The 22,453-nt window shown below is 64.6% G+C and carries 22 protein-coding genes; 16 read left to right on the top strand and 6 right to left on the bottom strand.

All coding sequences use genetic code 11. The annotated features are described in order from the left end of the window. Position 1: 1 nt before the first annotated feature. The 8 genes from HMPREF2993_RS10010 to groL all read left to right on the top strand — a co-directional run bounded on the left by HMPREF2993_RS10010 (position 2) and on the right by groL (position 7,258). Entirely contained in the window at positions 2 to 1,594 is a 1,593-nt protein-coding gene (locus HMPREF2993_RS10010) for an aspartate:alanine exchanger family transporter (protein ID WP_070511356.1), read from the top strand. 98 nt (positions 1,595 to 1,692) lie between these two features. Continuing rightward, positions 1,693 to 2,238 carry a hypothetical protein gene (locus HMPREF2993_RS10005; RefSeq protein ID WP_046648423.1) on the top strand — a complete coding sequence of 182 codons (546 nt, stop codon included), beginning with the start codon at positions 1,693 to 1,695 and terminating at the stop codon, positions 2,236 to 2,238. After that, a complete protein-coding gene (gene tsaB, locus HMPREF2993_RS10000; protein ID WP_070702187.1) occupies positions 2,238 to 2,930 on the top strand; it encodes a tRNA (adenosine(37)-N6)-threonylcarbamoyltransferase complex dimerization subunit type 1 TsaB in 693 nt (230 codons plus the stop codon). The genes HMPREF2993_RS10005 and tsaB overlap by 1 nt, the downstream gene beginning before the upstream one ends. After that, the gene (gene rimI, locus HMPREF2993_RS09995) at positions 2,927 to 3,421 is read left to right on the top strand and encodes a ribosomal protein S18-alanine N-acetyltransferase (RefSeq protein WP_070702185.1); all 495 of its coding nucleotides are present in this window, start codon (positions 2,927 to 2,929) and stop codon (positions 3,419 to 3,421) included. The genes tsaB and rimI overlap by 4 nt, the downstream gene beginning before the upstream one ends. Continuing rightward, the gene (gene tsaD, locus HMPREF2993_RS09990; RefSeq protein ID WP_046648420.1) at positions 3,415 to 4,467 is read left to right on the top strand and encodes a tRNA (adenosine(37)-N6)-threonylcarbamoyltransferase complex transferase subunit TsaD; all 1,053 of its coding nucleotides are present in this window, start codon (positions 3,415 to 3,417) and stop codon (positions 4,465 to 4,467) included. The genes rimI and tsaD overlap by 7 nt, the downstream gene beginning before the upstream one ends. A 78-nt stretch (positions 4,468 to 4,545) precedes the next feature. Then, positions 4,546 to 4,974, top strand: a complete 429-nt coding sequence (locus tag HMPREF2993_RS09985; protein ID WP_049157036.1) for a hypothetical protein — start codon at positions 4,546 to 4,548, stop codon at positions 4,972 to 4,974. A gap of 355 nt (positions 4,975 to 5,329) precedes the next feature. Beyond that, on the top strand, positions 5,330 to 5,629 hold the full coding sequence (gene groES / locus HMPREF2993_RS09980) for a co-chaperone GroES (protein ID WP_167595557.1): 300 nt from the start codon (positions 5,330 to 5,332) through the stop codon (positions 5,627 to 5,629). A gap of 12 nt (positions 5,630 to 5,641) precedes the next feature. Beyond that, the gene (groL, locus tag HMPREF2993_RS09975; RefSeq protein ID WP_070702182.1) at positions 5,642 to 7,258 is read left to right on the top strand and encodes a chaperonin GroEL; all 1,617 of its coding nucleotides are present in this window, start codon (positions 5,642 to 5,644) and stop codon (positions 7,256 to 7,258) included. Between the two features lie 289 nt (positions 7,259 to 7,547). On the opposite strand, the gene HMPREF2993_RS09970 is transcribed toward groL, so the two are convergent. Further along, the gene (locus HMPREF2993_RS09970) at positions 7,548 to 7,847 is read right to left on the bottom strand and encodes a WhiB family transcriptional regulator (RefSeq protein ID WP_046648418.1); all 300 of its coding nucleotides are present in this window, start codon (positions 7,845 to 7,847) and stop codon (positions 7,548 to 7,550) included. Positions 7,848 to 8,199: 352 nt separating this feature from the next. Between HMPREF2993_RS09970 and HMPREF2993_RS09965 the strand changes: the two genes are divergently transcribed. Together HMPREF2993_RS09965 and HMPREF2993_RS09960 are read left to right on the top strand one after the other, a co-directional pair. Beyond that, entirely contained in the window at positions 8,200 to 8,817 is a 618-nt protein-coding gene (locus tag HMPREF2993_RS09965) for a sigma-70 family RNA polymerase sigma factor (protein WP_070517446.1), read from the top strand. Between the two features lie 92 nt (positions 8,818 to 8,909). Further along, positions 8,910 to 9,752, top strand: coding sequence for a hypothetical protein (locus HMPREF2993_RS09960; RefSeq protein ID WP_070702180.1), 843 nt, complete (start codon positions 8,910 to 8,912; stop codon positions 9,750 to 9,752). 89 nt (positions 9,753 to 9,841) lie between these two features. Here HMPREF2993_RS09960 and HMPREF2993_RS09955 read toward each other — a convergent pair whose 3' ends face one another. Further along, the gene (locus HMPREF2993_RS09955) at positions 9,842 to 10,216 is read right to left on the bottom strand and encodes a DUF5319 domain-containing protein (protein WP_046648414.1); all 375 of its coding nucleotides are present in this window, start codon (positions 10,214 to 10,216) and stop codon (positions 9,842 to 9,844) included. 149 nt (positions 10,217 to 10,365) lie between these two features. On the opposite strand from HMPREF2993_RS09955, the gene guaB reads away from it, so the two are divergent. Both guaB and HMPREF2993_RS09945 read left to right on the top strand, forming a co-directional pair. After that, positions 10,366 to 11,880, top strand: coding sequence for an IMP dehydrogenase (guaB, locus tag HMPREF2993_RS09950; RefSeq protein WP_070680537.1), 1,515 nt, complete (start codon positions 10,366 to 10,368; stop codon positions 11,878 to 11,880). A gap of 9 nt (positions 11,881 to 11,889) precedes the next feature. Beyond that, complete coding sequence (locus tag HMPREF2993_RS09945; RefSeq protein WP_070702178.1) at positions 11,890 to 13,056, top strand: GuaB3 family IMP dehydrogenase-related protein; 1,167 nt, start codon at positions 11,890 to 11,892, stop codon at positions 13,054 to 13,056. A 62-nt stretch (positions 13,057 to 13,118) separates the two neighbouring features. On the opposite strand, the gene HMPREF2993_RS09940 is transcribed toward HMPREF2993_RS09945, so the two are convergent. Next, on the bottom strand, positions 13,119 to 14,102 hold the full coding sequence (locus HMPREF2993_RS09940; protein WP_049157046.1) for an EamA family transporter: 984 nt from the start codon (positions 14,100 to 14,102) through the stop codon (positions 13,119 to 13,121). A 74-nt stretch (positions 14,103 to 14,176) separates the two neighbouring features. On the opposite strand from HMPREF2993_RS09940, the gene HMPREF2993_RS09935 reads away from it, so the two are divergent. Next, positions 14,177 to 15,103, top strand: a complete 927-nt coding sequence (locus HMPREF2993_RS09935) for a LysR family transcriptional regulator (RefSeq protein ID WP_070545947.1) — start codon at positions 14,177 to 14,179, stop codon at positions 15,101 to 15,103. A gap of 24 nt (positions 15,104 to 15,127) precedes the next feature. Beyond that, on the top strand, positions 15,128 to 16,696 hold the full coding sequence (guaA, locus tag HMPREF2993_RS09930; RefSeq protein WP_070702176.1) for a glutamine-hydrolyzing GMP synthase: 1,569 nt from the start codon (positions 15,128 to 15,130) through the stop codon (positions 16,694 to 16,696). A 522-nt stretch (positions 16,697 to 17,218) separates the two neighbouring features. Here the strand turns inward: guaA and HMPREF2993_RS09925 are convergent. Genes HMPREF2993_RS09925 through HMPREF2993_RS09915 form a run of 3 tightly spaced genes read right to left on the bottom strand, consistent with a single transcriptional unit; the run spans position 17,219 to position 20,535 of the window. Continuing rightward, positions 17,219 to 18,388 carry an HNH endonuclease signature motif containing protein gene (locus tag HMPREF2993_RS09925; protein WP_070702174.1) on the bottom strand — a complete coding sequence of 390 codons (1,170 nt, stop codon included), beginning with the start codon at positions 18,386 to 18,388 and terminating at the stop codon, positions 17,219 to 17,221. 33 nt (positions 18,389 to 18,421) lie between these two features. Beyond that, positions 18,422 to 19,471: a threonine aldolase family protein gene (locus HMPREF2993_RS09920; RefSeq protein WP_070702172.1), complete on the bottom strand. Its 1,050-nt coding sequence runs from the start codon at positions 19,469 to 19,471 to the stop codon at positions 18,422 to 18,424. An 11-nt stretch (positions 19,472 to 19,482) separates the two neighbouring features. Further along, positions 19,483 to 20,535 carry a PspC domain-containing protein gene (locus HMPREF2993_RS09915; RefSeq protein WP_070702170.1) on the bottom strand — a complete coding sequence of 351 codons (1,053 nt, stop codon included), beginning with the start codon at positions 20,533 to 20,535 and terminating at the stop codon, positions 19,483 to 19,485. A gap of 113 nt (positions 20,536 to 20,648) precedes the next feature. Between HMPREF2993_RS09915 and HMPREF2993_RS09910 the strand changes: the two genes are divergently transcribed. After that, complete coding sequence (locus HMPREF2993_RS09910; protein ID WP_198531335.1) at positions 20,649 to 21,797, top strand: ATP-binding protein; 1,149 nt, start codon at positions 20,649 to 20,651, stop codon at positions 21,795 to 21,797. Between the two features lie 2 nt (positions 21,798 to 21,799). Then, positions 21,800 to 22,453 carry a response regulator gene (locus tag HMPREF2993_RS09905; protein WP_070702168.1) on the top strand — a complete coding sequence of 218 codons (654 nt, stop codon included), beginning with the start codon at positions 21,800 to 21,802 and terminating at the stop codon, positions 22,451 to 22,453.

Raw genomic sequence — 22,453 nt, 5'->3', positions numbered from 1 at the left:
CGTGCTGGCTTTTCTTGCCGAACAGCCCCTGCTGACGCTCTTTCTGATCATGGCGGTGGGACTGGCCGTGGGCAAGATCAATGTCTTCGGCATTTCGCTCGGCGCCGCCGCGGCGATGTTCGTGGCCTTGGGCTTGTCCGCGGCGAACCCGGACATCGTGGTCCCCGCCTTTGTTTATCAGTTTGGCCTGGCCATCTTCGTCTACGTTATCGGCCTGAATTTTGGCCGCAGCTTCTTCGAAGATTTCCGCCGGCGCGGTTGGAAGATGTCCATGGTGGTCATCGTCTTCTTCTTCCTGCTCGCGGGGCTGGCAACCCTAGCGATGCGCCTCTTTGATCTGGACCCCGCGATCAGCGTGGGCACGCTGGCAGGTTCGCTGAGCTCGACGCCCGGTATGGCCGCGGTCGTCGAGGCCCTGGGCGGCGATAGCACCCCGGTGGTGGGCTATTCCTTGGCCTACCCTGGCTGCATTATCGGAACCATCCTGGTGGCCGCCATCGGCGCGAAGGCGCTGCGCGTGAATCACGTTGAGGACGCCCGCGCCGAGGGCATGATTGCGGAGCCGCTGGAGTGGCGGGCGGTGCGCCTGACCCGCGACTTTGACGCAACGGTAGGGGAGCTGCAGGAGGTGACTGGCGAGCGCGTCATCGCTACCCGCCACGTCAACAATCCCCACAACCACAACCTGGCCTACCCGGAGCTGCCACTGCGCGCCGGCATGGAGCTCTTGCTCAACGGCACGGCACCAGCGCTCGATAGTGCGATTTCCCAGCTGGGTGAGGAGATCCACCTCAACCTCCACGAGGAAGATGGCCTGGTCTACCGCCGCCTGACCGTGTCCAGCCCACGTGTTGCGGGCTATCAGCTCAAGGACTTGGACACTGTCAAGGAAGGCTTCCTCATCGCGCGCGTGCGCCGCGGTGACTCCGACGTCGTGCCGAACGAGGAAACCGTCCTGCACTACTCGGACCGTGTGCGCGTCATCACCGCGCCGGGCAGGCTTGACGACGTCCGCCGTTTCCTCGGCGACTCCGAAGCCAAACTCGGCAACGTCGATCTCTTCCCCTTTGCCCTCGGCCTCTTCATTGGTCTGCTCTTCGGTGCTATCCCGATTCCGCTGCCAGGCGGCACGACGCTGTCCTTCGGCTTCGGTGGCGGCCCCATCGTCGTCGGCCTCATCCTGGGCGCGCTGGGCCGCTCGGGCCCGATTAACTGGCAGCTTCCTTTCCACGCCAAGCAGACTATCTCCACGCTGGGCTTGACCTTGTTCCTGGCGGGCGTGGGAACGTCGGCTGGCGGCCAGTTCCGCGACGCCTTGTCGGATCCGACCTCCCTGAAGTATATGGGCGTGGGTATTGTGCTGTCGCTGGTCTCCGCCATCGGCATCGTCGCGGTATCCATGCTGGTGCTGCGCCTGAAGTTTGATGAGTCGATGGGCATCGCCGCAGGCATGACCACGAACCCGGCGATCATGGCCTACCTCAACCCCCAGACCGGCACCCAGCTGGCAGAGCGCGGCTATGCCACCGTGTACCCCACGGCGATGATCGGCAAGATCCTCATGTGTCAGGTCCTTGCCCTGTTGATCGTCTGATCCTTTTCTCGGCACCGGAAGGGCCGGTCAGGGTCGCTGCAGGGCGGTCACGTAGGATATCCCCGTACTGAACTCCCTAATATTAGGAGCACATCCCCATGAATAAAATCGGCCAATTCATCACGACCGTCGTCATCGGCGGCTTTGCCATCGTCCTTGGCTTGCTCATCGCGCTGTCCATGACCCGCTCGCCGGAGGAGCCTTCCTCGACGTTGGGTGAAACCTTGGACACGTACCCGAAGAACCTGAGCTTCTCCGCGCTCTTGGTCCCCGACGTTTACGGCCAGGATTGGATTGCTGGTCTCGTCGTCTGCCCGGGTGCTACGGAGCAGCAGCTTGGGGAAGGCGGCGTGGATGTCGCCGGTATCGACTTTGTCGACGGCAAGGTGGCGGAGGATGAGAACTACTTTGTCACCGTGAGCGTCAATCAGGAGTACCAGGTGGAGAAGCTGAACCGCTCCCAGGTGGACCTCTGCTCCGGCGTCCTCGAGCAGGTGGAGATGGCCAAGGCCCAGGGCCAGGACGCTCCGCCGCTGCGCGGCATCCAGCCGGGCGAGCCGCTGCAGTTCCTGCGCGGTGATGACCAGATGTTGCAGCAGGGTGCTGACAATGAGGACGCTCCTGCCTGGCAGTTCGTGGGCTAATGAAGGTCCTCGCACTCGATACCGCCACCACGGATCTGGTCACGGGCATCGTTGACACCGACACCGGGGAGAGCATTGACCGCGTCATCAGCGGTACGCGCGCCCACAACGAGCAGCTCATCCCTACCATCGAGGAGCTGCTTGCCGACGCCTCCCTGACCTACCCAGATCTCTCCGCCATCGTCGTGGGCACGGGGCCCGGACCGTTTACCGGCCTGCGCGTGGGCATGGCCACCGCCTCCGCGTTGGGCGTGGCCCTCCACGTGCCGGTACACGGCGTGTGCACCTTGGATGCCATCGCGCATGGGCGCGCGGGGGAGTGGCTGGTGGCCATCGACGCCCGCCGCAAAGAGGTCTACTGGGCCACCTATGACGAAGGGGAGCGCCGTAGCGGCCCGAACGTATCGAAGCCGGAAACCCTCGATCTGAGCGCCGCCGGACTTTCGAGTCCGGAGACCGCGCGCCTAGTGTTCCCAGAGTCCATCGCCCCGCGTTTGCCGGAAGGTATCGCTGACCTTCCCCGCGAGTGGGCCACACCGCGCGCCGCGGGTTTGGTGGCCTGCGCTGATCTGTCCGCTGAACCCGCGCCGCTCGTCCCGCTCTACCTGCGCCGTCCCGATGCCGTGGAGCCACAGACCAAGCCGCGCTCGGCCGCGCTCGTCGGCGGCATCGAGGACACTCCCGCATCATGAGGCTGCGCCCACTGACCCCCGCGGACGCGCCGCGCTGTGCTGAGCTCGAGAAGGTCCTCTTCCCCGGCGAACACCCATGGCCGGCGCATGCCTTCGAGCAGGAAATCGCGGAGGGCCACACCACCTACTGGGCGGTTGACGCAAGCGTCAACCGCGAAGACCACAACGACAACCGCGCGGAAGTTCTCGGTTACGCCGGCGTGGGACGGATGGGGCCTGCCGCCTGGCCGGAGTACGAAATCCACACCATCGGCGTCGACCCCGCCGCCCAGCGGCGCGGCATCGCGCGGCTGATGATGGACGCCATCGTCGAGCTTGCAGATTCCCACGACGCGCCCATCTTCCTCGAAGTGCGCGTGGGCAACGATCCGGCCATCCGCCTCTACGAGGCCTATGATTTTGTCATCAACGGCCTGCGCCGCAACTACTATCAGCCCTCCGGCGCGGACGCCCACACCATGTACCGACCACGAAAGAGTGAGAGATGTTAATCCTCGGCATCGAGTCCTCCTGCGACGAAACCGGCGTGGGCATCATCGAGCTGTCTGAGAATGGACACATGGAGATCCGAGCCGACGTCGTCGCCTCCTCCATGGAGCAGCACGCCCGCTTCGGCGGTGTGGTTCCGGAGATCGCCTCCCGCGCCCACCTCGAAGCCATGCCGCAGGTGATGAAGGCGGCGTTGGAGGAGGCGGGCATCGAGAAGCCCGATGCGGTGGCCGCCACCGTGGGGCCCGGCCTCGCCGGTGCACTCCTCGTCGGGGCGTCGGCAGCCAAGGCCTTCGCCTCCGCGTGGGGCGTGCCTTTCTACGGCGTCAACCACCTCGGCGGGCACGTCGCGGTGGCCAACCTGGAGGGCGAGGAGCTGCCGCACTCGGTGGCCCTGCTCGTTTCCGGCGGTCACACCCAGCTGCTTGAGGTCGAGGCCGTGGGCAAACCCATGAAGGAGCTGGGAACCACGCTTGACGACGCCGCCGGCGAAGCCTACGACAAAGTCTCCCGCCTCCTAGGGTTGGGGTATCCGGGAGGGCCGGTCATCGATAAGCTGGCCGCCCAAGGAAAGCCCACCATCGACCTGCCGCGAGGTTTGTCCAAGGCCGAAGACCTGCGCGGGCCCAACCGCCACAACTTCTCTTTCTCAGGGCTCAAGACGGCGGTGGCACGCCACGTGGAAAAGGCCGAGCGCGAGGGCACCACGGTCCAGGTTGAGGACCTGTGTGCTTCCTTCCAGGAGGCGGTGGCCGATGTGCTCACCGCCAAGGCCGTGCGCGCCTGCCAGGACACCGGCGCCAAGGTACTGCTGCTCGGCGGCGGCGTGGCGGCGAATTCGCGTCTGCGCGCCTTGGCGGCGAAGCGCTGCGAATCCGCAGGAATCGAGCTGCGCGTGCCGCGTTTCAAGCTGTGCACCGACAATGGCGTGATGATCGCCGCGGTGGCTGCCCAGCTCATCCACGAAGGCGCTGAACCTTCCGGTCTGGCGTGTGGGACCGATACGCAGCTTGAGGTGGAGGTTCCGCTCGTGGCCGCTGCGCGCTAGCGGATGCGCAACCTCCAGGGTGCCGGTAGTGTGATGACCGATAATCGTCCGGCTCACACACAAGGAGCTCACACCGCTATGACCACTGGATTCCTCGTTAACCCTGATCTGTCCCGCCGCATCATCGAGTTTGAGCTCGAACAGGCAAACCAATTCCTCGGTGGTACCACCGAGGATCGCGTTTCCGTGGCCTTCCAGGATGATGGCCAGACTTACGCGGCGCTGTTTAACCCGAACGCGAAGGCTGACGACGCCGACCCGAACCCGGTGGCCTCCCTGGCCCGCAACGCCGCCGCTACCGGAAACTCCGCTTTCCTGCAGGACCCGATCCGCTCCATCTGCGGCCCGGTCATCTTCGTCACTGCCGACGGCGACGACAAGAACATCGACGAGGTCGTCGAAGCCGTTGAGCACGGCATCCGCGCGGTGAAGAACTACCGCGAGGACAACCCGGAGGAATACAACCTGTGGCGCGCGGCCGTCATCAACTCCGATAAGCAGGTTTAAATTCGTAACTCCCATAGGCAGGCCTAGGATGCGTTAGCGCAGCCCTCAGGAACCCAAGGACGCGACGGCTCGTCTCGAGCCCGAGCGTCTTTGGCGGGTTTCGGGTCTCTCTCCGGTTCTATTGGCCGAGGTTGCGGCGGGAATCATGACAACTCTCGCGCGCGCGAGGGCGGCGTTCGCGGAGGGCGAACGGGTTAGCGGCCCGGGCTGTTGAGGGCTAGCAGTCGCGAGGGTAGAGTGCTAGGCAGGTTGTTTTGACCCACAGTTGTTCACCCGCGACGACGGCTGTGCTGGGCTACCCACAACCGGCACACGCGCGCTCATGTGGGCGCGCATTGAGAACACTTTGGAGGAAATCATCATGGCAAACATTAAGCCGCTGGAGGACAAGGTCCTCGTCCAGATCGTTGAAGCTGAGACCACCACTGCATCCGGCCTGGTCATCCCGGACTCCGCAAAGGAGAAGCCGCAGGAGGCCACCGTCGTAGCCGTAGGCCCGGGCCGCACCAACGACAAGGGCGAGGTTGTTCCGGTTGGCGTTAACGAGGGTGATACCGTCATCTTCTCTAAGTACGGCGGCACCGAGCTGAAGTACGACGGCCAGGAGTACCTCCTGCTGTCCGCTCGTGACCTGCTCGCTGTCATCGAGAAGTAGGCGATTAACCCTATGCCAAAGCTGATTGCATTTGACCAGGAGGCCCGCGAGGGCATCCAGCGCGGTGTAGACACGCTGGCCGACGCCGTCAAGGTCACCCTCGGCCCCCGCGGCCGCAACGTCGTGCTGTCCAAGGCTTTCGGTGGCCCGACCGTCACGAATGACGGCGTCACCATCGCCCGCGACATTGACCTCGACGATCCTTTTGAGAACCTTGGCGCCCAGCTGGTGAAGTCCGTGGCCGTGAAGACCAACGACATCGCTGGTGACGGCACCACCACCGCCACCTTGCTGGCCCAGGCACTCGTCTTCGAGGGGCTGCGCAACGTTGCTGCCGGCGCTAACCCGGTGGAGCTCAACAAGGGCATCGAGGCGGCGGCCGAGAAGGTCGTCGAGGAGCTCAAGAAGCGCGCCACCCCGGTGAACTCCTCTGCGGAGATCTCCCAGGTTGCTACCGTGTCCTCCCGCGATGCGGAGGTCGGCGAGATGGTTGCTGGCGCCATGGACAAGGTGGGCAAGGACGGCGTCGTCACCGTCGAGGAGTCCCAGACCATTGAGTCCACCGTGGACGTCACCGAGGGCATTTCCTTCGACAAGGGCTACCTCTCCCCGTACTTCGCGACGGAAGAGGAGACCTACAACGCCGTGCTTGACGACGCCGCCATTCTCCTCGTCCGCAACAAGATCTCCTCCCTGCCGGACTTCCTGCCGCTGTTGGAGAAGATCGCGGAGTCCTCGCGCCCGACGCTCATCATTGCTGAGGACATCGAGGGCGAGCCGCTGCAGGCGCTCGTGGTGAACTCCATCCGCAAGGTCCTCAAGGTCGCCGCCGTGAAGTCCCCGTACTTCGGCGAGCGTCGCAAGGGCTTCATGGATGACCTGGCTGTTGTCACCGGTGCTACCGTCGTCGACCCGGAGGTTGGCATCAACCTCAAGGAGGTCGGCCCGGAGGTTCTCGGCTCCGCACGTCGCGTCACCGTGTCCAAGGAGGACACCGTGATCGTGGATGGTGCAGGTACTGCTGAGGCCGTCGAGGAGCGCCGCGAGCAGCTGCGTCGCGAGATCGAGCGCACCGACTCCACCTGGGATAAGGAGAAGCTCGAGGAGCGTTTGGCCAAGCTCTCCGGTGGCGTTGCCGTCATCCGCGTTGGTGCCGCTACCGAGACCGAGGTCAATGAGCGCAAGCTGCGCGTCGAGGACGCCATCAACGCCGCCCGCGCGGCCGTTGAAGAGGGCGTTATCGCTGGCGGCGGCTCCGCGCTGGTTCAGATCTCCCAGGAGCTTGAGGCCTTCGCCGAGGGCTTCGAGGGCGAGGCCAAGGTTGGCGTGCTGGCTGTGGCCCGTGCGCTGACCCGCCCGGCCTACTGGATCGCTGAGAACGCCGGCCTGGATGGTTCCGTCGTGGTCGCCCGCGTTGCCGAGCAGGCCAACGGTGAAGGTTTCAACGCCGCCACCCTGGAGTACGGCAACCTGCTGGAGCAGGGCATCATCGACCCGGTAAAGGTCACCCACTCCGCCGTGGTTAACGCCGCCTCCGTGGCCCGCATGGTGCTCACCACCGAGGCCTCCGTGGTGGAGAAGCCCGCCGAGGAGGAACCAGCACAGGCAGGCCACGCGCACGCCCACTAAAAGCGCGGGGAAACAACGTTTCTCCGGGAATAGCAAAGAGCTACAAGAAAAGGCCCGTCGCCCAAGCCCCGTACGTGGGGAAGGGGCTGCGGGCCTTTGTCCTGCATTCACCGGTGACTCACCGGTGAGCAACTGTTCTACGGAGCTAGCCGTGCTATCCCCTGGGATGTGGGCACGGAATCCGGGGGTTGCCTCGACGCGAAGACTGTCGGTACGAGCGGGAAATGATGCTACCTAAAGAAACCGCGCGTCTGGCCCCGTTACGGCTACGAAGCGTGAAGCGAGGGGCTTAGGCGCTGACGGTGGCGTGAGCGTCGCGCGAGCGCAGAGCTACGACGCGCTCAGATTCACTCATGCCACCCCACACGCCGTAGGGCTCGCCGGAGGCCAGGGCATGTTCGCGGCACATTTCGATGACTGGGCAGGTGTGGCAGATCGCCTTGGCGCGGCTTTCGCGCTGAGCGCGGGCGCGCCCGCGCTCGCCGTCCGGGTGGTAGAACACGTCAGAGTTTTCTCCACGGCATGCCCCGTGGAGCTGCCAATCCCAAAAGTCCGCATTCGGCCCGGGGAGCAGGAAGGACTGAGACACGTTCGATTCTCCTTAATCAAAGATAGAGCGCCCTGGTGCGCATCGTGCTGTGGGCAAGCCTCCGCACGGGGCGTGATGCCCTGAGCACCGGGGCGAGGTGAGACGAGATAGAAGTGTGTCCCCCTTGGGTAAACGGCGCGTTACGCAATGCTGACATGTAGGTGTAGCAGGTCGGAACCTCTCACTTTTACCCTGAATGACCTGCGCCTACGCTTAAGATGAACGGTGTATGAACTTTTCTCATAGCCGTCGAAGGGTGGGGAATAGGCCCGTCGTTTCGGGTTTCAACCAAAGGTTGTGACATGATATTCGTGCAGAATATGAACTAATACACCAAGCAGAACAAGCAAGGATGACAGTGGCTACTCAAGCTACAGACGCGAGCGGCTCCTCAGCGGCGTCGAAGCGCGACAGCGATAAGGAACTAGCGGACCTCGTTCCGCTCGCTGTCGACGGTAGCCGCCGCGCCCTTCAGCGCATCATGCGCATTATTCACCCGCAGGTCCTGCGCTATTGCCGCGCCCGCATCGGCGGCCACCGCCAGCCCACGGCAGAGGATGTGGCGCAGGAAATCTGCTTGGCGGTAGCGACGTCGATTGGCACGTACAAGGACAAGGGCCGCCCGTTTATGGCCTACGTGTATGGCATCGCTGCCCACAAGGTGACCGACGCCCACCGCGCCCTCAGCCGCGATCAGACCCACCCCACGGACGACGTCCCGGAAGACGCTGCTGAGGACGCTACCCCCGAAGAATCCGCTCTGGTCATGGACGGTAGTAACAGAGTGCGGGCCATGCTCGATACGTTAAGTGACAAGGCCCGGGACATTATCATTTTGCGTGTGTTCGTGGGGCTGTCGGCAGAGGAGACCGCAGAAATTGTGGAGTCCACCCCTGGCGCAGTCCGCGTGGCACAGCATCGTGCACTGGCGCAATTGCGCAAATCCCTCGACTCGCACGAGACGCTATGAACCAGCAGTGGGGCTAGCACAAGCTAGCAGTGAGCCATCGGCACTTGGCACCGACAAGTTAAGAATTTCTCTATCAAGGAAGGGAGGACATCGTGGCAAAGAAGGACCAGCCTCAGCAGGGCGTCGCTGAGCAGCTGCAGCCTTTGGTTGATGATGATGCATTCCTCACCACTCTCTCCGAAGGAACGGATCCCTCCGATGGCGGTGATGAGCTGGCAGGGCTCCTGCTGGAGTTGCGCGGGGACGTCGAAAAGCAGATGCCCCCGGCCCCGCTCATTGAAGGCGCGGACGAAGAGCCGGAGGTTATTTCCCTGGATGCGGCACGTCGCCGTCGTCGGGGCAAGCCATTCATTCACGGCCTCATCGGCGCGGCCGCAGCTACGCTCCTGATCGCAGGTAGCGGAGCGGTGGTCGTCAACGCCGGCCCGGGATCGCCGCTTTATGGCGTGAATCAGTCGCTCTTCGGCACGAACAATGAGGATGTGTCCGTAGTGGAGCTCGCTGGAACGCTCGACGAAATGGAAAAGCGTTCCGCACAGGGAGACATGGACGGCACCCGCCAGTTGCTCGAAGAAGCCCGGAAGATGGTGGACCAGGCCAAGCGGGAACGCGAGGCAGAAGCGCCGCGTACGACGAAGCAGCAGCCCCGCGCCACGGTGACGCAGACGCAGACCGTGGAAAAGCCCGTTCCGGTGGAAGAGGAGCAGCCGCCGCAGGAGCCGGCAACCGTCACGCAGACCCAGACTGCGGTGTCCACCGTTGTGGTCACGCAGACGGTGTCGGCCGGTAACCCGCTGAACCCTCCAGCGCCTACTTACCCGGAGCCGAGCCAGCCGGGTGGTGGCGAGCAGCCAACGCCTCCGCAGGGCGATAACTCCGACGGGGATGGTACTGGGGATAACGGCCAACTCCCGCCGCCGCAGTTCCAGCAATAAAACGCACAGAACCTCTCCTTCCCACAGCGGGGAGGAGAGGTTCTTTCGTTGTATAAGGCGCGGTACTTAATCCGCGCCAACCGCGCGCGTTAGTAGCGCGAATCCATGCCGTCGAGGTAGCCCACCGCATAATCCCATGGGACATAGCGCATGGGGTCCGGCTCCGCGCCCGGCTCATGGACGGGGGCGAGCTGGCCTGCCAGCGTGGCCTGCATGTTGGAGGCCATAATGTCCCACTCGTAGAAGTGGTTCTCCTCGCAGTCCTCGCAGAAAAAGAAGATGCCGTCGATGCCGCGCGGGCTGAGAACGCGCGCGAACTCTTGGACCATGGCCAGATCGTGGATGACGGCGAGGCGGTCCTCCTCGGACAGCGGCTCGACGTGGTCCTCCTCCTCGAGGAAGGAAGCTGGGTCGTTGGGATCGTCCGCGAAAGGATCGCGGGGCATGTTGGCGAAAAAGTTCACGTCTGCGAGCCTATTAACTCCGTGCGCGCATAGCAATTCTCTCTCGACACCGATTCGTCCACCCACGGCTACCACTACGGGGCGTCCACGCACTACAGTGAGGGCTACCGCATAAAACTATCTGGTCAGTTTAGGAGAGCCCCACCCTCATGAGCCACGTCCACACCGGCGGAGACAACCCCGACAAGATTGCACTCTACGGCCTTACTTTTGATGATGTCCTGCTGTTGCCGGCAGAATCCAACGTCGTTCCCTCCGAGGTGGATACCTCGGCGCAGTTCACCCGCAACATTCGCCTCGGCGTGCCGCTGGCTTCCGCCGCGATGGACACCGTGACCGAGGCCCGCATGGCCATCGGCATGGCCCGTCAGGGCGGCATTGGCGTCCTACACCGCAACCTCTCTGCTGAGGATCAGGCGCAGCAGGTGGAAATTGTGAAGCGCTCCGAGTCCGGCATGGTGACCGACCCGGTCACCGCCACCCCGGACATGACTATCGACGAGGTGGACACGCTGTGCGCGCGGTTCCGGATTTCGGGCCTGCCGGTCGTCGATAAGCAGGGCACCCTCGTGGGTATCTGCACCAACCGTGACATGCGCTTCGAGCCGGATTTCTCCCGCAAGGTCTCCGAGATTATGACCCCGATGCCGCTGGTTGTGGCCAAGGAAGGCGTCAGCAAGGAGGAGGCGCTGGCGCTGCTGTCCGCCAACAAGGTGGAGAAGCTGCCCATCGTCAACGATGAGAACAAGCTCGTCGGCCTCATCACCGTCAAGGACTTTGTCAAGACTGAACAGTTCCCCAACGCCTCCAAGGATGCTTCCGGGCGCCTGCTCGTGGCCGCCGGCATTGGCACCGGTGAGGAGTCCTACCAGCGCGCAGGCCAGCTTGTCGACGCCGGCGTAGACGTCCTCGTCGTCGACTCCGCCCACGCCCACAACAACCGCGTGCTGGCGATGGTCTCCCGCGTGCAGAAGGACTTCGGCGACCGCATTGACGTCATCGGCGGCAACCTGGCCACCCGTGAAGCAGCCCGCGACATGATTGAGGCTGGCGCCGACGCCATCAAGGTCGGCATCGGACCGGGCTCCATTTGCACCACGCGCGTCGTGGCGGGCGTCGGTGCCCCGCAGATCACCGCCATCATGGAGGCCGCCGCCGTGGCAGGCCCGGCAGGTGTGCCGGTTATCGGCGATGGCGGTATGCAGTACTCCGGTGACGTCGCCAAGGCCTTGGCAGCCGGCGCCGATGCCGTCATGCTGGGCTCCATGCTGGCCGGCACCACGGAGGCGCCGGGTGACATCGTCGTGGTCCAGGGCAAGCAGTACAAGCGTTACCGTGGAATGGGCTCCATGGGTGCCATGCAGGGCCGCGGCCTGACGGGTGAGAAGCGCTCCTACTCCAAGGACCGTTACTTCCAGGCCGACGTCAAGAGCGAGGACAAGCTAGTGCCGGAGGGCGTCGAGGGACGCGTGCCATTCCGCGGTGATATCGATGCCATCGTCCACCAGATTGTGGGCGGCCTGCGAGCCTCGATGGGCTACACCGGCTCCGCCACCTTGGCTGAGCTCAAGACCAAGCAGTTTGTCCAGATCACCGCTGCGGGCCTCAAGGAGTCTCACCCGCACCACCTTCAGCAGATCGTCGAAGCTCCGAACTACCGCTAAGGACTAACAATGCGCGATTACGTAGAAATCGGCGTCGGCCGCGAGGCACGCCGCACCTATGACCTGAACCAGATCTCCCTGGTGCCGACTCGCCGCACCCGTTCCTCCAAGGATGTGGACACCTCGTGGCACATCGATGCCTACACTTTTGACGTGCCATTCGTCTCGGCGCCGACCGATGCGCTGGCCACTCCCGAGTTCGTTATCGAGATGGGCAAGCAGGGCGGCCTTGGCGTCATCAACGCAGAGGGCTTGTGGGGCCGTCACGAGGATCTGGAGGGCGCGATTGCCCGCGTGACGGAGAACTTCGGCGACCTGTCGACGCTGCAGGAGCTGCACGCAGCACCCCTGAATGAAGAGCTGCTGGCCGAGCGCATCGCACAGGTCCGCGATTCCGGCGTGACCGTCGCCGTGCGCGTGTCCCCGCAGCGCGCCCGCGAGCTGGCGCCCGTGGTTATTAAGGCGGGCGCGGAGCTGCTGTTTATCCACGGCACTCTGATTTCCGCTGAGCACGTGCAGACTGGTGGCGAGCCGCTCAACTTGAAGGAGTTCATCGGCTCGCTGGATACCCCGGTGATTGCCGGTGGCGTGGCGGATTACACCACTGCGCTGCACCTGATGCGCGCGGGTGCTGCGGGCATTATCGTTGGCTCCGGAGTGAACACCAACCCGGAGACCGTCGGCATCGATATCCCCATGGCGACGACCATCGCGGATGTTGCGGCCGCACGCCGCGACTACCTGGATGAGACCGAGGGCCGCTACGTGCACGTGCTTGCCGACGGCGACATCTTCACCTCCGCCGACATCGCCAAGGCCATTGCCTGTGGCGCCGATGGTGTCGTTCTAGGGCCAGTCCTGGCCCGCGCGGCGGAGGCCGGCGGCAAGGGCTGGTACTGGCCGTCCACGGCCGGCCACCCGCGTTTCCCGCGCGGCCTCATCGAGCCGATTGGCGTGGCCGATGCCCTCCTGGGCACCGGCACTTCTGGCGCCGATGCTTTTGACGCCGCCGAGGATGCCTCAGCGGGTGCGCCGTCGTTGGAGGTTGTGCTCCATGGCCCGTCCAACGAGCCGCTGGGTGAGCTCAACCTGGTTGGCGGGCTGAAGCGCGCCATGGCAAAGTGCGGCTACACGGATCTGAAGTCCTTCCAGAAGGTTGGGCTAGCCGTTCGCTAGTCCTGCAGGCGCAGCTTCCCCCGTTGGGGCGCTGCGCCGCTCAGCCTGGCTCGGGACGGAGTTTACTTCGCTGCCTCGGCGTCCTTTGTGCTGAGCACTGGACTCACTGCTGGATCAGAGCTGCGATTGCGTGGCTTGTGAAACCACAGCAGCCGGGGCTTCTTCAGGCGGCGTGGGCGCAGTGCCACCTTGCGGAAAACCACGCGCCCGCGCGCCGGCGCCATGGTTTGGAGCACCGAGGCCACCACCACCAGCCCGATAGCTGCCAGCTTGAGCTGAGACACGTTCTGGGAGAGCAGGATCCAGCCAAAGAGCGCGGCGAAAACGGGCTCCAAAGCGATCAAGATGGAAAAGACGTTGGGGGCAAGCCTGCGTAGCGCCAGGAACTCCAACGAGTAGGGGATGAGCGAGGCCAGCACGCCCGTGCCCAGGGCAAACAGCAATAGGGTGGGGTCGCTGGCCAACGCCACCGCCCCGCGCCCACCCACTGGCAGGAGCACGAGGCCGCCGATGAGGAAAGCCATAGCCAAGCCGTCTGCACCGCTAAAGAGCGCGCCGGCCTTCTTGCTGGCCAAGATATAAGCAGCCCACATCGCGCCGGCGCACAGCAGGAAGAACACACCTCGCAGGTCGAGGGGGTCTCCGTTGAAGGAATCCAGGCCCATCAGACCCATGCCGAGAAGGGCGAGGGCGACGCAGGTGGCGTCGCGAAGCGAGCGGGAGAGACACGCCGCCAGCAGCAGCGGGCCGAGGAACTCGATGGTCACGGCAGGCCCCAGCGCAACCAGCTCGATGCCGGAATAGAAGAAGCCATTCATCAGGCCCAGAGTGAGGCCGAAAATGGTGGCAGAGATCCATTTCTCGCGGCTCCATGTGCGCACGCGCGGTCGCGCAATGGCGAGCAGAATCACGGCGGCGAAAAGCAAACGCAGCGAGGCGGTGCCCCAGGGCCCGCCGGTGGGGAAAATTTGGATGGCGAGGCTGGCTCCGAGCTGGAGGGAAATGCACGAGCCAATGACGCATAGAACGGCAAACGGGTTGGTCATGCAGACCATTGTGGGGTGGGAAGAACTGTTAGTCTATCTACAGTTTTTAACACGTACCTGTTAGGGATTCTGTCATGTTGGATCTGCATCGTCTGCGCATTCTCTACGAGCTGCAACGCCTCGGCACCGTCACCGCGGTGGCGGAATCGCTGCGCTATACGCACTCGGCTATCTCCCAACAACTGGCGCAGTGTGAAAAGGATGTAGGCGTGGCGCTGTATGAAAAGGTCGGCCGGCGCGTGCGTTTGACGGAGCAGGGGGAAATCCTTGCGTCTTATGCTGAGCGGATGCTCGCGTTGGCGGATGAGGCGGAGTCGCAGGTCATCGCATCAACCAATGCGGTGCGTGGCACGATTAAGGTCACGACGTTTCAAACCATCATGTCCTCGCTGGTCCCGCGGGCGCTCACGGAGCTGGCCAGGGAGTACCCGGACCTGCGCGTGCAGATCATCCAGCGCGAAGCCGATGGCGCGATGGAGCTGCTGGAGCGCCGGGAGGTGGACCTCATCCTGGGTGAGGAGTACGAGTCGGACATGCCCGCCACGGATGAGCACACCCATCGGGAGCTGCTTCTCGACGACCCCCTCCGCCTCATCACCCCACTCACCGGCCCCTGGAGCGAGTTGCGATTGGAGGATTTTGCAGCGTTCGATGACGAAATCCCTTTTGCCATGGACCCGGAGGAGTTTTTGTTGGGGAGGTTCGTCCACCGGCTGTGCCGCAGGCATGGGTTTAACCCCAGTGTGCTCTATGAAACCCCGGACCCGTTCCTGCACGCGCACCTGGTGCGTACGGGCCACGCGGTGGCGGTGATCTCGGACCTTTTTCTCGAAGAGATCGAAGGCGTGCGTGTGGTTGCCTTGCCTGGTAATCCCACCCGCACGCTCTACACCGCGGTTCGCGCTGGGCGCGAGGGACACCCAGCCTTGCGGGCGTTTCGGGCAGCGTTGAGCAAGGCAGCTGCCACCGCGAAAGATTATGGGCCACTCCCTGCGGTCTAGGGTGCGGGTTCTTGCGTTAAACTGATGACCGTGACTAACCCAAATACAACCCCGCGTCCTGTCCTCGTGGTGGATTTTGGCGCCCAGTACGCGCAGCTCATCGCCCGGCGCGTGCGTGAGGCCAACATCTACTCCGAGGTTGTCCCCAATTCCGCCTCCGTGGAGGACATCAAGGCCAAGAACCCGGCCGCGCTGATCCTCTCCGGTGGCCCGTCCTCCGTATACGCGGACGGCGCCCCCGCACTGAAGCCGGAGCTGCTCGAGCTCGGCATCCCGGTCTTTGGTATCTGCTACGGCTTCCAGTCCATGACCCAAGCCCTGGGCGGCACCGTGGCCTCCACGGGTGCCCGCGAGTACGGCCGCACGGACATGACCGTGTCTGGCGGTGTGCTCCACAAGGGCCTCGAGGATACGCACAAGGTGTGGATGTCCCACGGCGATTCGGTTTCTGAAGCCCCGGAGGGCTTTGAGGTGACCGCGTCGTCGGAAGGCGCTCCCGTGGCAGCCTTCGAGTGCCTGTCCAAGCAGATGGCCGGCGTGCAGTATCACCCGGAAGTCCTTCACTCGCCGTACGGCCAGGAGGTGCTCACGCGCTTTTTGACTGAGGTAGCAGGCTTGGAGCAGAACTGGACCGCAGAGAACATTGCGGAGCAGCTCATTAACGATGTGCGCGAGCAGATCGGTGAGGAAGGCCGTGCAATCTGCGCCCTGTCCGGCGGCGTGGATTCCGCCGTAGCCGCAGCCCTCGTGCAGCGCGCTATCGGTGACCGTTTGACCTGTGTCTTCGTTGACCACGGCCTGCTGCGCGCGGGTGAGCGTGAGCAGGTGGAGAAGGACTTCGTGGCGTCGACTGGCGCCAAGCTCATCACCGTGGATGAGCGCGAGGCCTTCCTCAACAAGCTGGCCGGTGTGACCGAGCCAGAGGCCAAGCGTAAGGCCATCGGTGCGGAGTTCATCCGCTCCTTCGAGCGTGCCGTCGACCAGGCGCTGGACGGCCAGGATGCCGCCTTCCTGGTGCAGGGCACGCTGTACCCGGACGTCGTGGAGTCCGGTGGCGGTGACGGTACCGCGAACATTAAGTCCCACCACAACGTGGGCGGCCTGCCTGACGACGTCGAGTTCGAGCTCGTCGAGCCGCTGCGCCTGCTCTTCAAGGATGAGGTGCGTGCGGTGGGCCGTGAGCTGGGCCTGCCGGAGGAAATCGTGGCGCGCCAGCCCTTCCCGGGCCCGGGCCTGGGTATCCGCATCATCGGTGAGGTCACCGAGGAGCGCCTCGAGACGCTGCGTCAGGCGGACCTCATCGCGCGTACCGAGCTGACCAACGCTGGTCTGGACGGCGAGATTTGGCAGTGCCCGGTGGTGCTGCTTGCCGACGTCCGTTCCGTCGGCGTCCAGGGCGACGGCCGCACCTATGGCCACCCGATCGTCCTGCGCCCGGTCTCCTCCGAGGACGCCATGACCGCAGACTGGACCCGCCTGCCGTACGACGTGCTGGAGAAGATCTCCACCCGCATCACCAACGAGGTCAAGGAAGTCAACCGCGTGGTGCTCGACGTAACCTCGAAGCCGCCGGGAACCATCGAGTGGGAGTAAGCGCAGCCGAAAGACACTAGGACACGCACTGTAGTAGTGCAGTGGAGTATCTCAGTGAGATAGCTCGGTGGTAGAAAGCGGGCAGCGAAGCAAACTCCCAGACGCTGTGTAGCGCGGCCGCGTTCCCCGTTTTCGATCCCCGGCACTCAGCTCCGCGGAATGGGGGCAGATGGCGCGGTGCCAGGCTCCTGCGTACCCTCCAGGGGGTGGTCGCGACAGGCGCCAGTCTGGATGGCGTTAGCGTGCCCGTTGCCAGTATCGACGGCGTTAGTACGCACGGCACAAGGACGCATACCTCTATATCGCGCGCGCGAGTAGCCGCACGCTGAGCAAATTTTCTCAGCGAGCGGCTGGTTAAAGCGGCTGTGTGCCGTAGGGCGTCTCCGGCTGGTGGGGCTGCGGAGCGGCAGCCTGCGACCGGTTGGTTCGGCGGAGCGGTGACCCGCGAGCCGCTGAACCATTGAGCCGGCGGGGTGGCGCTTCCACCGTGAGATCAGGGCGAAGTCTACGGACTAAAAGCACTCATGAACTCGGTGGCGGGTCCGGAGGTTCGCCGGAGTTATGCGGTGGCGCGCCGGAGACAGGGGCTGGTGTCCCACGCGGCGTGGAGCGTGGGTCGGGCGGGCCGGATGCCGGCGGATCCGTGGATGCGCGAGCTGGCCCCGGAGCGGAGCGCGGCGGGTGGGCCGGGCTTTCGATGGGAATTGGCGGCCCCGCCCACGGCGGAAGGTAGTGCACGCGGCCATCGATGCGGTCGAGGTGCCCGCGGCCGGTGGGCTTTTCCGGATCATCGTCATTGACCGCGTTGTGATACGCACACAGTGGCACCAAGTTGGCCATGTTTGTCGGCCCGCCGTCCTGGAAACGGGTGAGGTGATGAATTTGCGAATCCTCCGCGGGCGCGTTGCAACCCGGCCACGCGCACGTCGGGTGCTCCGCAGACAGCGCGAGGCGCTGCTTGGTGTTGGCGAAACGGCTCGCCATGTACAGGTTCACGGGGCCGTGGTGGGGATGGACGAGGGTGATGAGGCCGACGTCGGCAAGCTTTTCGCGCACGAACTCCGCACCCGTCATCGTGGCCCCATTAGTCAGCTGCAACTCAATCTCCTCGCCATCACCATCGACGATGCGGTCGAGCTCATCCAATCGCACGATGACGTTGGACTGCAGCTTCTGGCCGGAGCCACCCCCGCCGCGGAACACGGTATGCGCCGCGGTGAGCAAGTCCTTGTCGGTGGTCTTAAGCACGGCCAGCAATTTGGAAATATTGAGCGAGGAATCCGTAATGCTCAGCGTGTGGTTGCGGCCCGCGCGCCGCGTCACTCGCACGCCTGGGGCGGGGTCCTTGGGCGGGCGCCATTCTTTGAGCTTTGCCTTCGCCACCATGGGGATTTTCTCCCGCGGGGTGGCAGCTAGTAGCTGGCGCAGCTCCCAGGCCCTGCGGGCTTTGAGCTTGGAACAATAGCGCTCGATATCGAGGAGCGTGAACACGTCGTGGCCCGTGCGGCGGGCCTTGCGCTGCCGGGAGCGGAACATCGTGTCCCCGAAATACACCGCGTGCAGCCCTAGGAGCTTCTCCGCGAAATCCGGCCGCGCACCCATCTCAACCAGCTGAGCGCGTGTGACACCGGCGCATTGCTCGACCACGTCGAGCCCGCGCGCTAGTGCTTGAATGTAACCCCCCAGTTGCATAGCCCACAGCCTAAACCAGGCCGGGGAACCTCGCTACTTGAGCGCAGAAATCGCAGCGCAGAGCTTATCGACGTCCCTCTCTTCCGTCGACCACGCCGTACAGAATCGCACCACGCGCAGGCCTTCGTGTTCTTCGAAGAACTGGCACACGAAGTCTTGCGAGAGCTTCTCTTCCTGCTCGCGGGTCAACAGCGCGAATTGCTGGTTGGTGGGGGAGTCAAAGAGCATGTCGATGCCTGCGGCACGAAATGCCTCGGCGATGCGCTGGGCTTGGGCATTGGCGCGGGCGCAGATCTGCTCGTAGAGGGTCGTTGCTGCGTCGGCGGAGGCAGTAGGAGGGGCGCTGAAGAGGGCGGCGAATTGCGCGCCGAGCAACCAGCCCTTAGCCAGCAGGCCACCGCTTTGTTTCATGGCATTGCGAAAGCGCGGCGCACCCGCGGGGAAGACGATGGCTTCGCCGAAGAGGGCGCCGCATTTGGTGCCGCCGATGGTGAAGACGTCGACAAGCGCGGCCAGGTCCGACAGGGTGACATCCGAAGCGGACAGGCCGTAGCCGAGGCGGGCGCCGTCGACAAACAGGCCCAATTCGTACTCGTCGCAGACCGCGCGCAGGGCCACGAGCTCGGCGCGGGAGTAGGCGGTGCCAAACTCAGTGGGCTGCGTGATGTAGACCAGCGCCGGCTCCGGCATGTGCTCTTCCACCCCGGAGGCGCGGTACTCATCCATGCAGGCGCGAACCTGCGCGGCGGTGATTTTTCCCAGCTGGTTCGGCAACGTGATGACCTTGTGCCCGGTGTGCTCGATGGCGCCCGTCTCATGGGTGGCGATGTGCCCGCTATCCGCCGCGATAACGCCTTCCCAGGGGCGCAGGCGGTGGGCGATGATGGTGGCGTTGGCCTGCGTGCCACCGACCATGAAATGCACCTCAGCGTTCGACGCCTGGCAGGCAGTGCGGATGCGCTCAGCGGCCGTGGCACAGAGCTCGTCGGCGCCATAGCCGGCATAAGCCCCATCCGCCTCCGCAATGGCTTCGAGGACGCGGGGGTGGGCTAAGCGGTGGTAGTCGTTGCCGAAGTGAATCATGGGTGGCCAGTTTAGCCGGTGACCGTGACCTCGCCGATGCCTGCGTCGATGTGAATGGTCAGCAGCGCGTCAGGGTCTTGGCGTTCGGTGCAGTTGCTCTCTCCCAGGCCGTCATCACAGGTCAGCGCGACGGGGATGTCCTTCGGGAGGATGACCTCGACGGCGCCGATGCCGGCGTCGACGGTGACGTCGTGCTTGGTTGTGAGGTCGTGGAGCTGGCTGAAGTCCACCGTCGATTCGCCGATGCCCAGGTCGTAGTAGTCCTCGAGTTCATCTTCATGGGTGGGCGCGATGTCTTGCTCACCGACGTTGAAGCGGGCGCTGAAGCCGGACTCGTCGGCCTCGGAGACGAAGGTGACTCCAAGGAAGGCAATCGTCAGGGCGGCGCCTACGGCACCGAGCGCAATCGCGCCCTCAACCCACTGCGAACCGCGCTTCTTTTTCGGTTCCTCCCGCGGGCCCGGCTCCGGCAGGTCCCAGGCATCGGGCACCACGCCGAGTGGATCCCAGGACGGCGGGGTCGTGCGCCCCGGTGGGAAGGGGTGTCCGTCTGCTGGGGTATAAGGGTTGAGGTTGACCGGTTCCTCGCGCACCGGCTGTTCGGCAGCCAACAGCCCGCTGGGCGGTAGCGGTTCGCGTTGGTGAAGGGCGTACCACGCCAGCGCCAACAGGCCGAAGGTCAGCGCAGCGGGCGGAAGGCCGGCGAGGAATTGTCCGCTGAGGAACAGCGGGCCGGAGCCAAACGTCAGAAGGACGCCGATAATCAGCACCCAGCCGAGCTCTTGTTCCTCCTTGACGCCATCCTTGCCCATGGCCGCATCGAGCGGGCAGTAGGGCGAACCGAAGCGCGGCATGAGCGCCCACGCGAGGAGGTAGGCGGCGATGCCGCCGCCGAAGGCGAGTGCTGCGACCACGAAGGCCACGCGCACAATCGTGGGGTCAAGCTGGTAGCGCACCGCGATGCCTTCGCAGACACCAGCGATGTGCGCGTCACCGCCCTGTTTCTTGGGAAGGCGGACGGGGCGGGTCGTCCACATCTGGTTGAGTGTGCTGTTCTTCGTCATGCTTTTATGGTGCCGCGTGGGGCCTCGCGGCGGTATCGGTAATCGCCCTGATTTTTTGACCTCAGGGTTGTCCCTGATGTGCCCGAGGGGTGGCGCGTGGGACTATGGCTAGTATGACTTCGCCCTATGTGCCCGCAGAAAACGCGGCGCCCTATCCCGTGATGTCGCGTCCCCAATCTGGCCGCGTGGTCGCCGGCGTGGCGGCGGGGCTGGCGCAGAATCTGGGGGTTTCGGCGCTCTCCGTGCGCATCGCCTTGACCGCGTTGACCCTGCTGGGTGGGGTGGGGGCGATGGCCTATGCCGGGCTGTGGATTTTCACGCCCGCGCTTGACGACGCCCCCTCCACCCGCCGCAGCCCCCTCTCCCTCGTGCTGGTGTTCCTGGCGCTGGCGGGTAGTGCGGTGGGTGTGTTGGGGGTTTCGGGGGCGTCGCTAAGCGTGGCGGTGCCATTGGCGGTGGTGGCCATCGGCGCGGTGCTGGCGTGGTTGGCGTATGACCGCGGGCTGAACACGCCGGTGGGCCTGGTTGCTGTGGCGGCCGGTGCCGTCCTGGTCATCGGTGGCGTCGTGGTGGCGGCGGTGACGTGGGAGAGCGGATCGGGTTCGGCGATCCTGGCCACGGCGCTGACGCTGGTGGGCTTTGGCGCGCTGGTGGTGCCGCTGGTGCTGAAGCTCTGGCGCTCGCTATCTCAGGAACAGGCGGCGAAGGCGGTTTCGGAGGAGCGCGCCGAGATTGCCGCCCGCCTGCACGATTCGGTGCTGCAGACGCTGGCGCTGATTCAGAAGCGGGCGGGGGATTCGCGCGAGGTGACGCGTTTGGCGCGCGCCCAAGAACGCGAGCTGCGCGCCTGGCTTTTCGATGCCCCCTCCGCCGCCCCCACCACCTGTTTCGGTGCCCTCGAATCGGCGTGCGGGGAGGTGGAAGATCTCTTCGACATGCGGGTATCTGCTGTGACGGTGGGTGAGGACACGGAGCTGACGGAGTCCGCGAAGCTGCTTATCCAGGCCGCGCGTGAGGCCATGGTGAATGCCGGCAAGCATGCGGGTGTGGACGTGGTGGATGTTTATGCGGAGTTGTTGGCGGGCGAGCTGAGTATCTTTGTGCGCGACCGCGGGGTGGGTTTCGACGTGGAGGATATTCCCGCTGATAGGCACGGGATTCGTGACAGTATTCGCGCGCGCGTAGAAGGATCTGGTGGGCGCGTGCGGATTTCCTCGACCCCGGGGGAGGGCACCGAGGTGGAGCTCGCGGTAGCGTTATGAGCATGGTGAAGGTCTTTTTGGTTGATGATCACTCCGTCTTTCGCGCGGGCGTTCGCGCGGAGCTGGCGGCGTCCTCGGAGATTGAGATCGTGGGCGATGCTGGGACCGTCTCCGAGGCGCTGGAGGGCATTGCGCGTACCTCCCCGGACGTGGTGCTTCTCGACGTCCACATGCCCGACGGCGGTGGCCTCGCCGTTATTAACGCGACGGCTAATCAGCCGGCGCAGCCGGTGTTTTTGGCGCTGAGCGTGTCGGATGCGGCGGAGGACGTGATTGCGCTGATTCGGGCAGGGGCGCGCGGCTACGTGACGAAGAATATTTCCGGCCCGGATCTGGCCGAGGCGGTGGTGCAGGTGCACAGCGGGGATGCGTATTTCTCGCCGCGCCTGGCGGGTTTTGTCCTCGACGCTTTTGCTTCCGGTTCGCCCGCGCCGGAGCCGGAGGAGGGACAAGACCCGGCGGTGGATGCGCTCACGCGCCGCGAGCTGGAGGTCTTGCGGTTGCTTGCGCGCGGCTATACGTACCGCGAGATTGGCAAGCAGCTGTTTATTTCGGTGAAGACGGTGGAAACACACGCCTCCAATATTTTGCGCAAGACCCAGCAGTCCAACCGCCATCAGCTCACGCGCTGGGCCACCTCGCGCGACCTGGCTTAA

It is taken from the genome of Corynebacterium sp. HMSC068G04, assembly GCF_001814885.1.
In the GTDB taxonomy this organism is placed as follows: domain Bacteria; phylum Actinomycetota; class Actinomycetes; order Mycobacteriales; family Mycobacteriaceae; genus Corynebacterium; species Corynebacterium hiratae.
The sequence above is the reverse complement of the archived record's forward strand: the minus strand, read 5'-3'. Positions and strand labels throughout refer to the sequence as shown.

What these genes read in the sequence shown, in the direction of transcription:
- HMPREF2993_RS10005 (WP_046648423.1), top strand. Translation starts at nt 1,693, where the DNA reads ATGAATAAAATCGGCCAATTCATCACGACCGTCGTCATCGGCGGCTTT.
- tsaB (WP_070702187.1), top strand. Translation starts at nt 2,238, where the DNA reads ATGAAGGTCCTCGCACTCGATACCGCCACCACGGATCTGGTCACGGGC.
- rimI (WP_070702185.1), top strand. Translation starts at nt 2,927, where the DNA reads ATGAGGCTGCGCCCACTGACCCCCGCGGACGCGCCGCGCTGTGCTGAG.
- tsaD (WP_046648420.1), top strand. Translation starts at nt 3,415, where the DNA reads ATGTTAATCCTCGGCATCGAGTCCTCCTGCGACGAAACCGGCGTGGGC.
- HMPREF2993_RS09985 (WP_049157036.1), top strand. Translation starts at nt 4,546, where the DNA reads ATGACCACTGGATTCCTCGTTAACCCTGATCTGTCCCGCCGCATCATC.
- groL (WP_070702182.1), top strand. Translation starts at nt 5,642, where the DNA reads ATGCCAAAGCTGATTGCATTTGACCAGGAGGCCCGCGAGGGCATCCAG.
- HMPREF2993_RS09965 (WP_070517446.1), top strand. Translation starts at nt 8,200, where the DNA reads ATGACAGTGGCTACTCAAGCTACAGACGCGAGCGGCTCCTCAGCGGCG.
- guaB (WP_070680537.1), top strand. Translation starts at nt 10,366, where the DNA reads ATGAGCCACGTCCACACCGGCGGAGACAACCCCGACAAGATTGCACTC.
- HMPREF2993_RS09945 (WP_070702178.1), top strand. Translation starts at nt 11,890, where the DNA reads ATGCGCGATTACGTAGAAATCGGCGTCGGCCGCGAGGCACGCCGCACC.
- HMPREF2993_RS09940 (WP_049157046.1), bottom strand. Translation starts at nt 14,102, where the DNA reads ATGACCAACCCGTTTGCCGTTCTATGCGTCATTGGCTCGTGCATTTCC.
- HMPREF2993_RS09935 (WP_070545947.1), top strand. Translation starts at nt 14,177, where the DNA reads ATGTTGGATCTGCATCGTCTGCGCATTCTCTACGAGCTGCAACGCCTC.
- guaA (WP_070702176.1), top strand. Translation starts at nt 15,128, where the DNA reads ATGACCGTGACTAACCCAAATACAACCCCGCGTCCTGTCCTCGTGGTG.
- HMPREF2993_RS09925 (WP_070702174.1), bottom strand. Translation starts at nt 18,388, where the DNA reads ATGCAACTGGGGGGTTACATTCAAGCACTAGCGCGCGGGCTCGACGTG.
- HMPREF2993_RS09920 (WP_070702172.1), bottom strand. Translation starts at nt 19,471, where the DNA reads ATGATTCACTTCGGCAACGACTACCACCGCTTAGCCCACCCCCGCGTC.
- HMPREF2993_RS09915 (WP_070702170.1), bottom strand. Translation starts at nt 20,535, where the DNA reads ATGACGAAGAACAGCACACTCAACCAGATGTGGACGACCCGCCCCGTC.
- HMPREF2993_RS09910 (WP_198531335.1), top strand. Translation starts at nt 20,649, where the DNA reads ATGACTTCGCCCTATGTGCCCGCAGAAAACGCGGCGCCCTATCCCGTG.
- HMPREF2993_RS09905 (WP_070702168.1), top strand. Translation starts at nt 21,800, where the DNA reads ATGGTGAAGGTCTTTTTGGTTGATGATCACTCCGTCTTTCGCGCGGGC.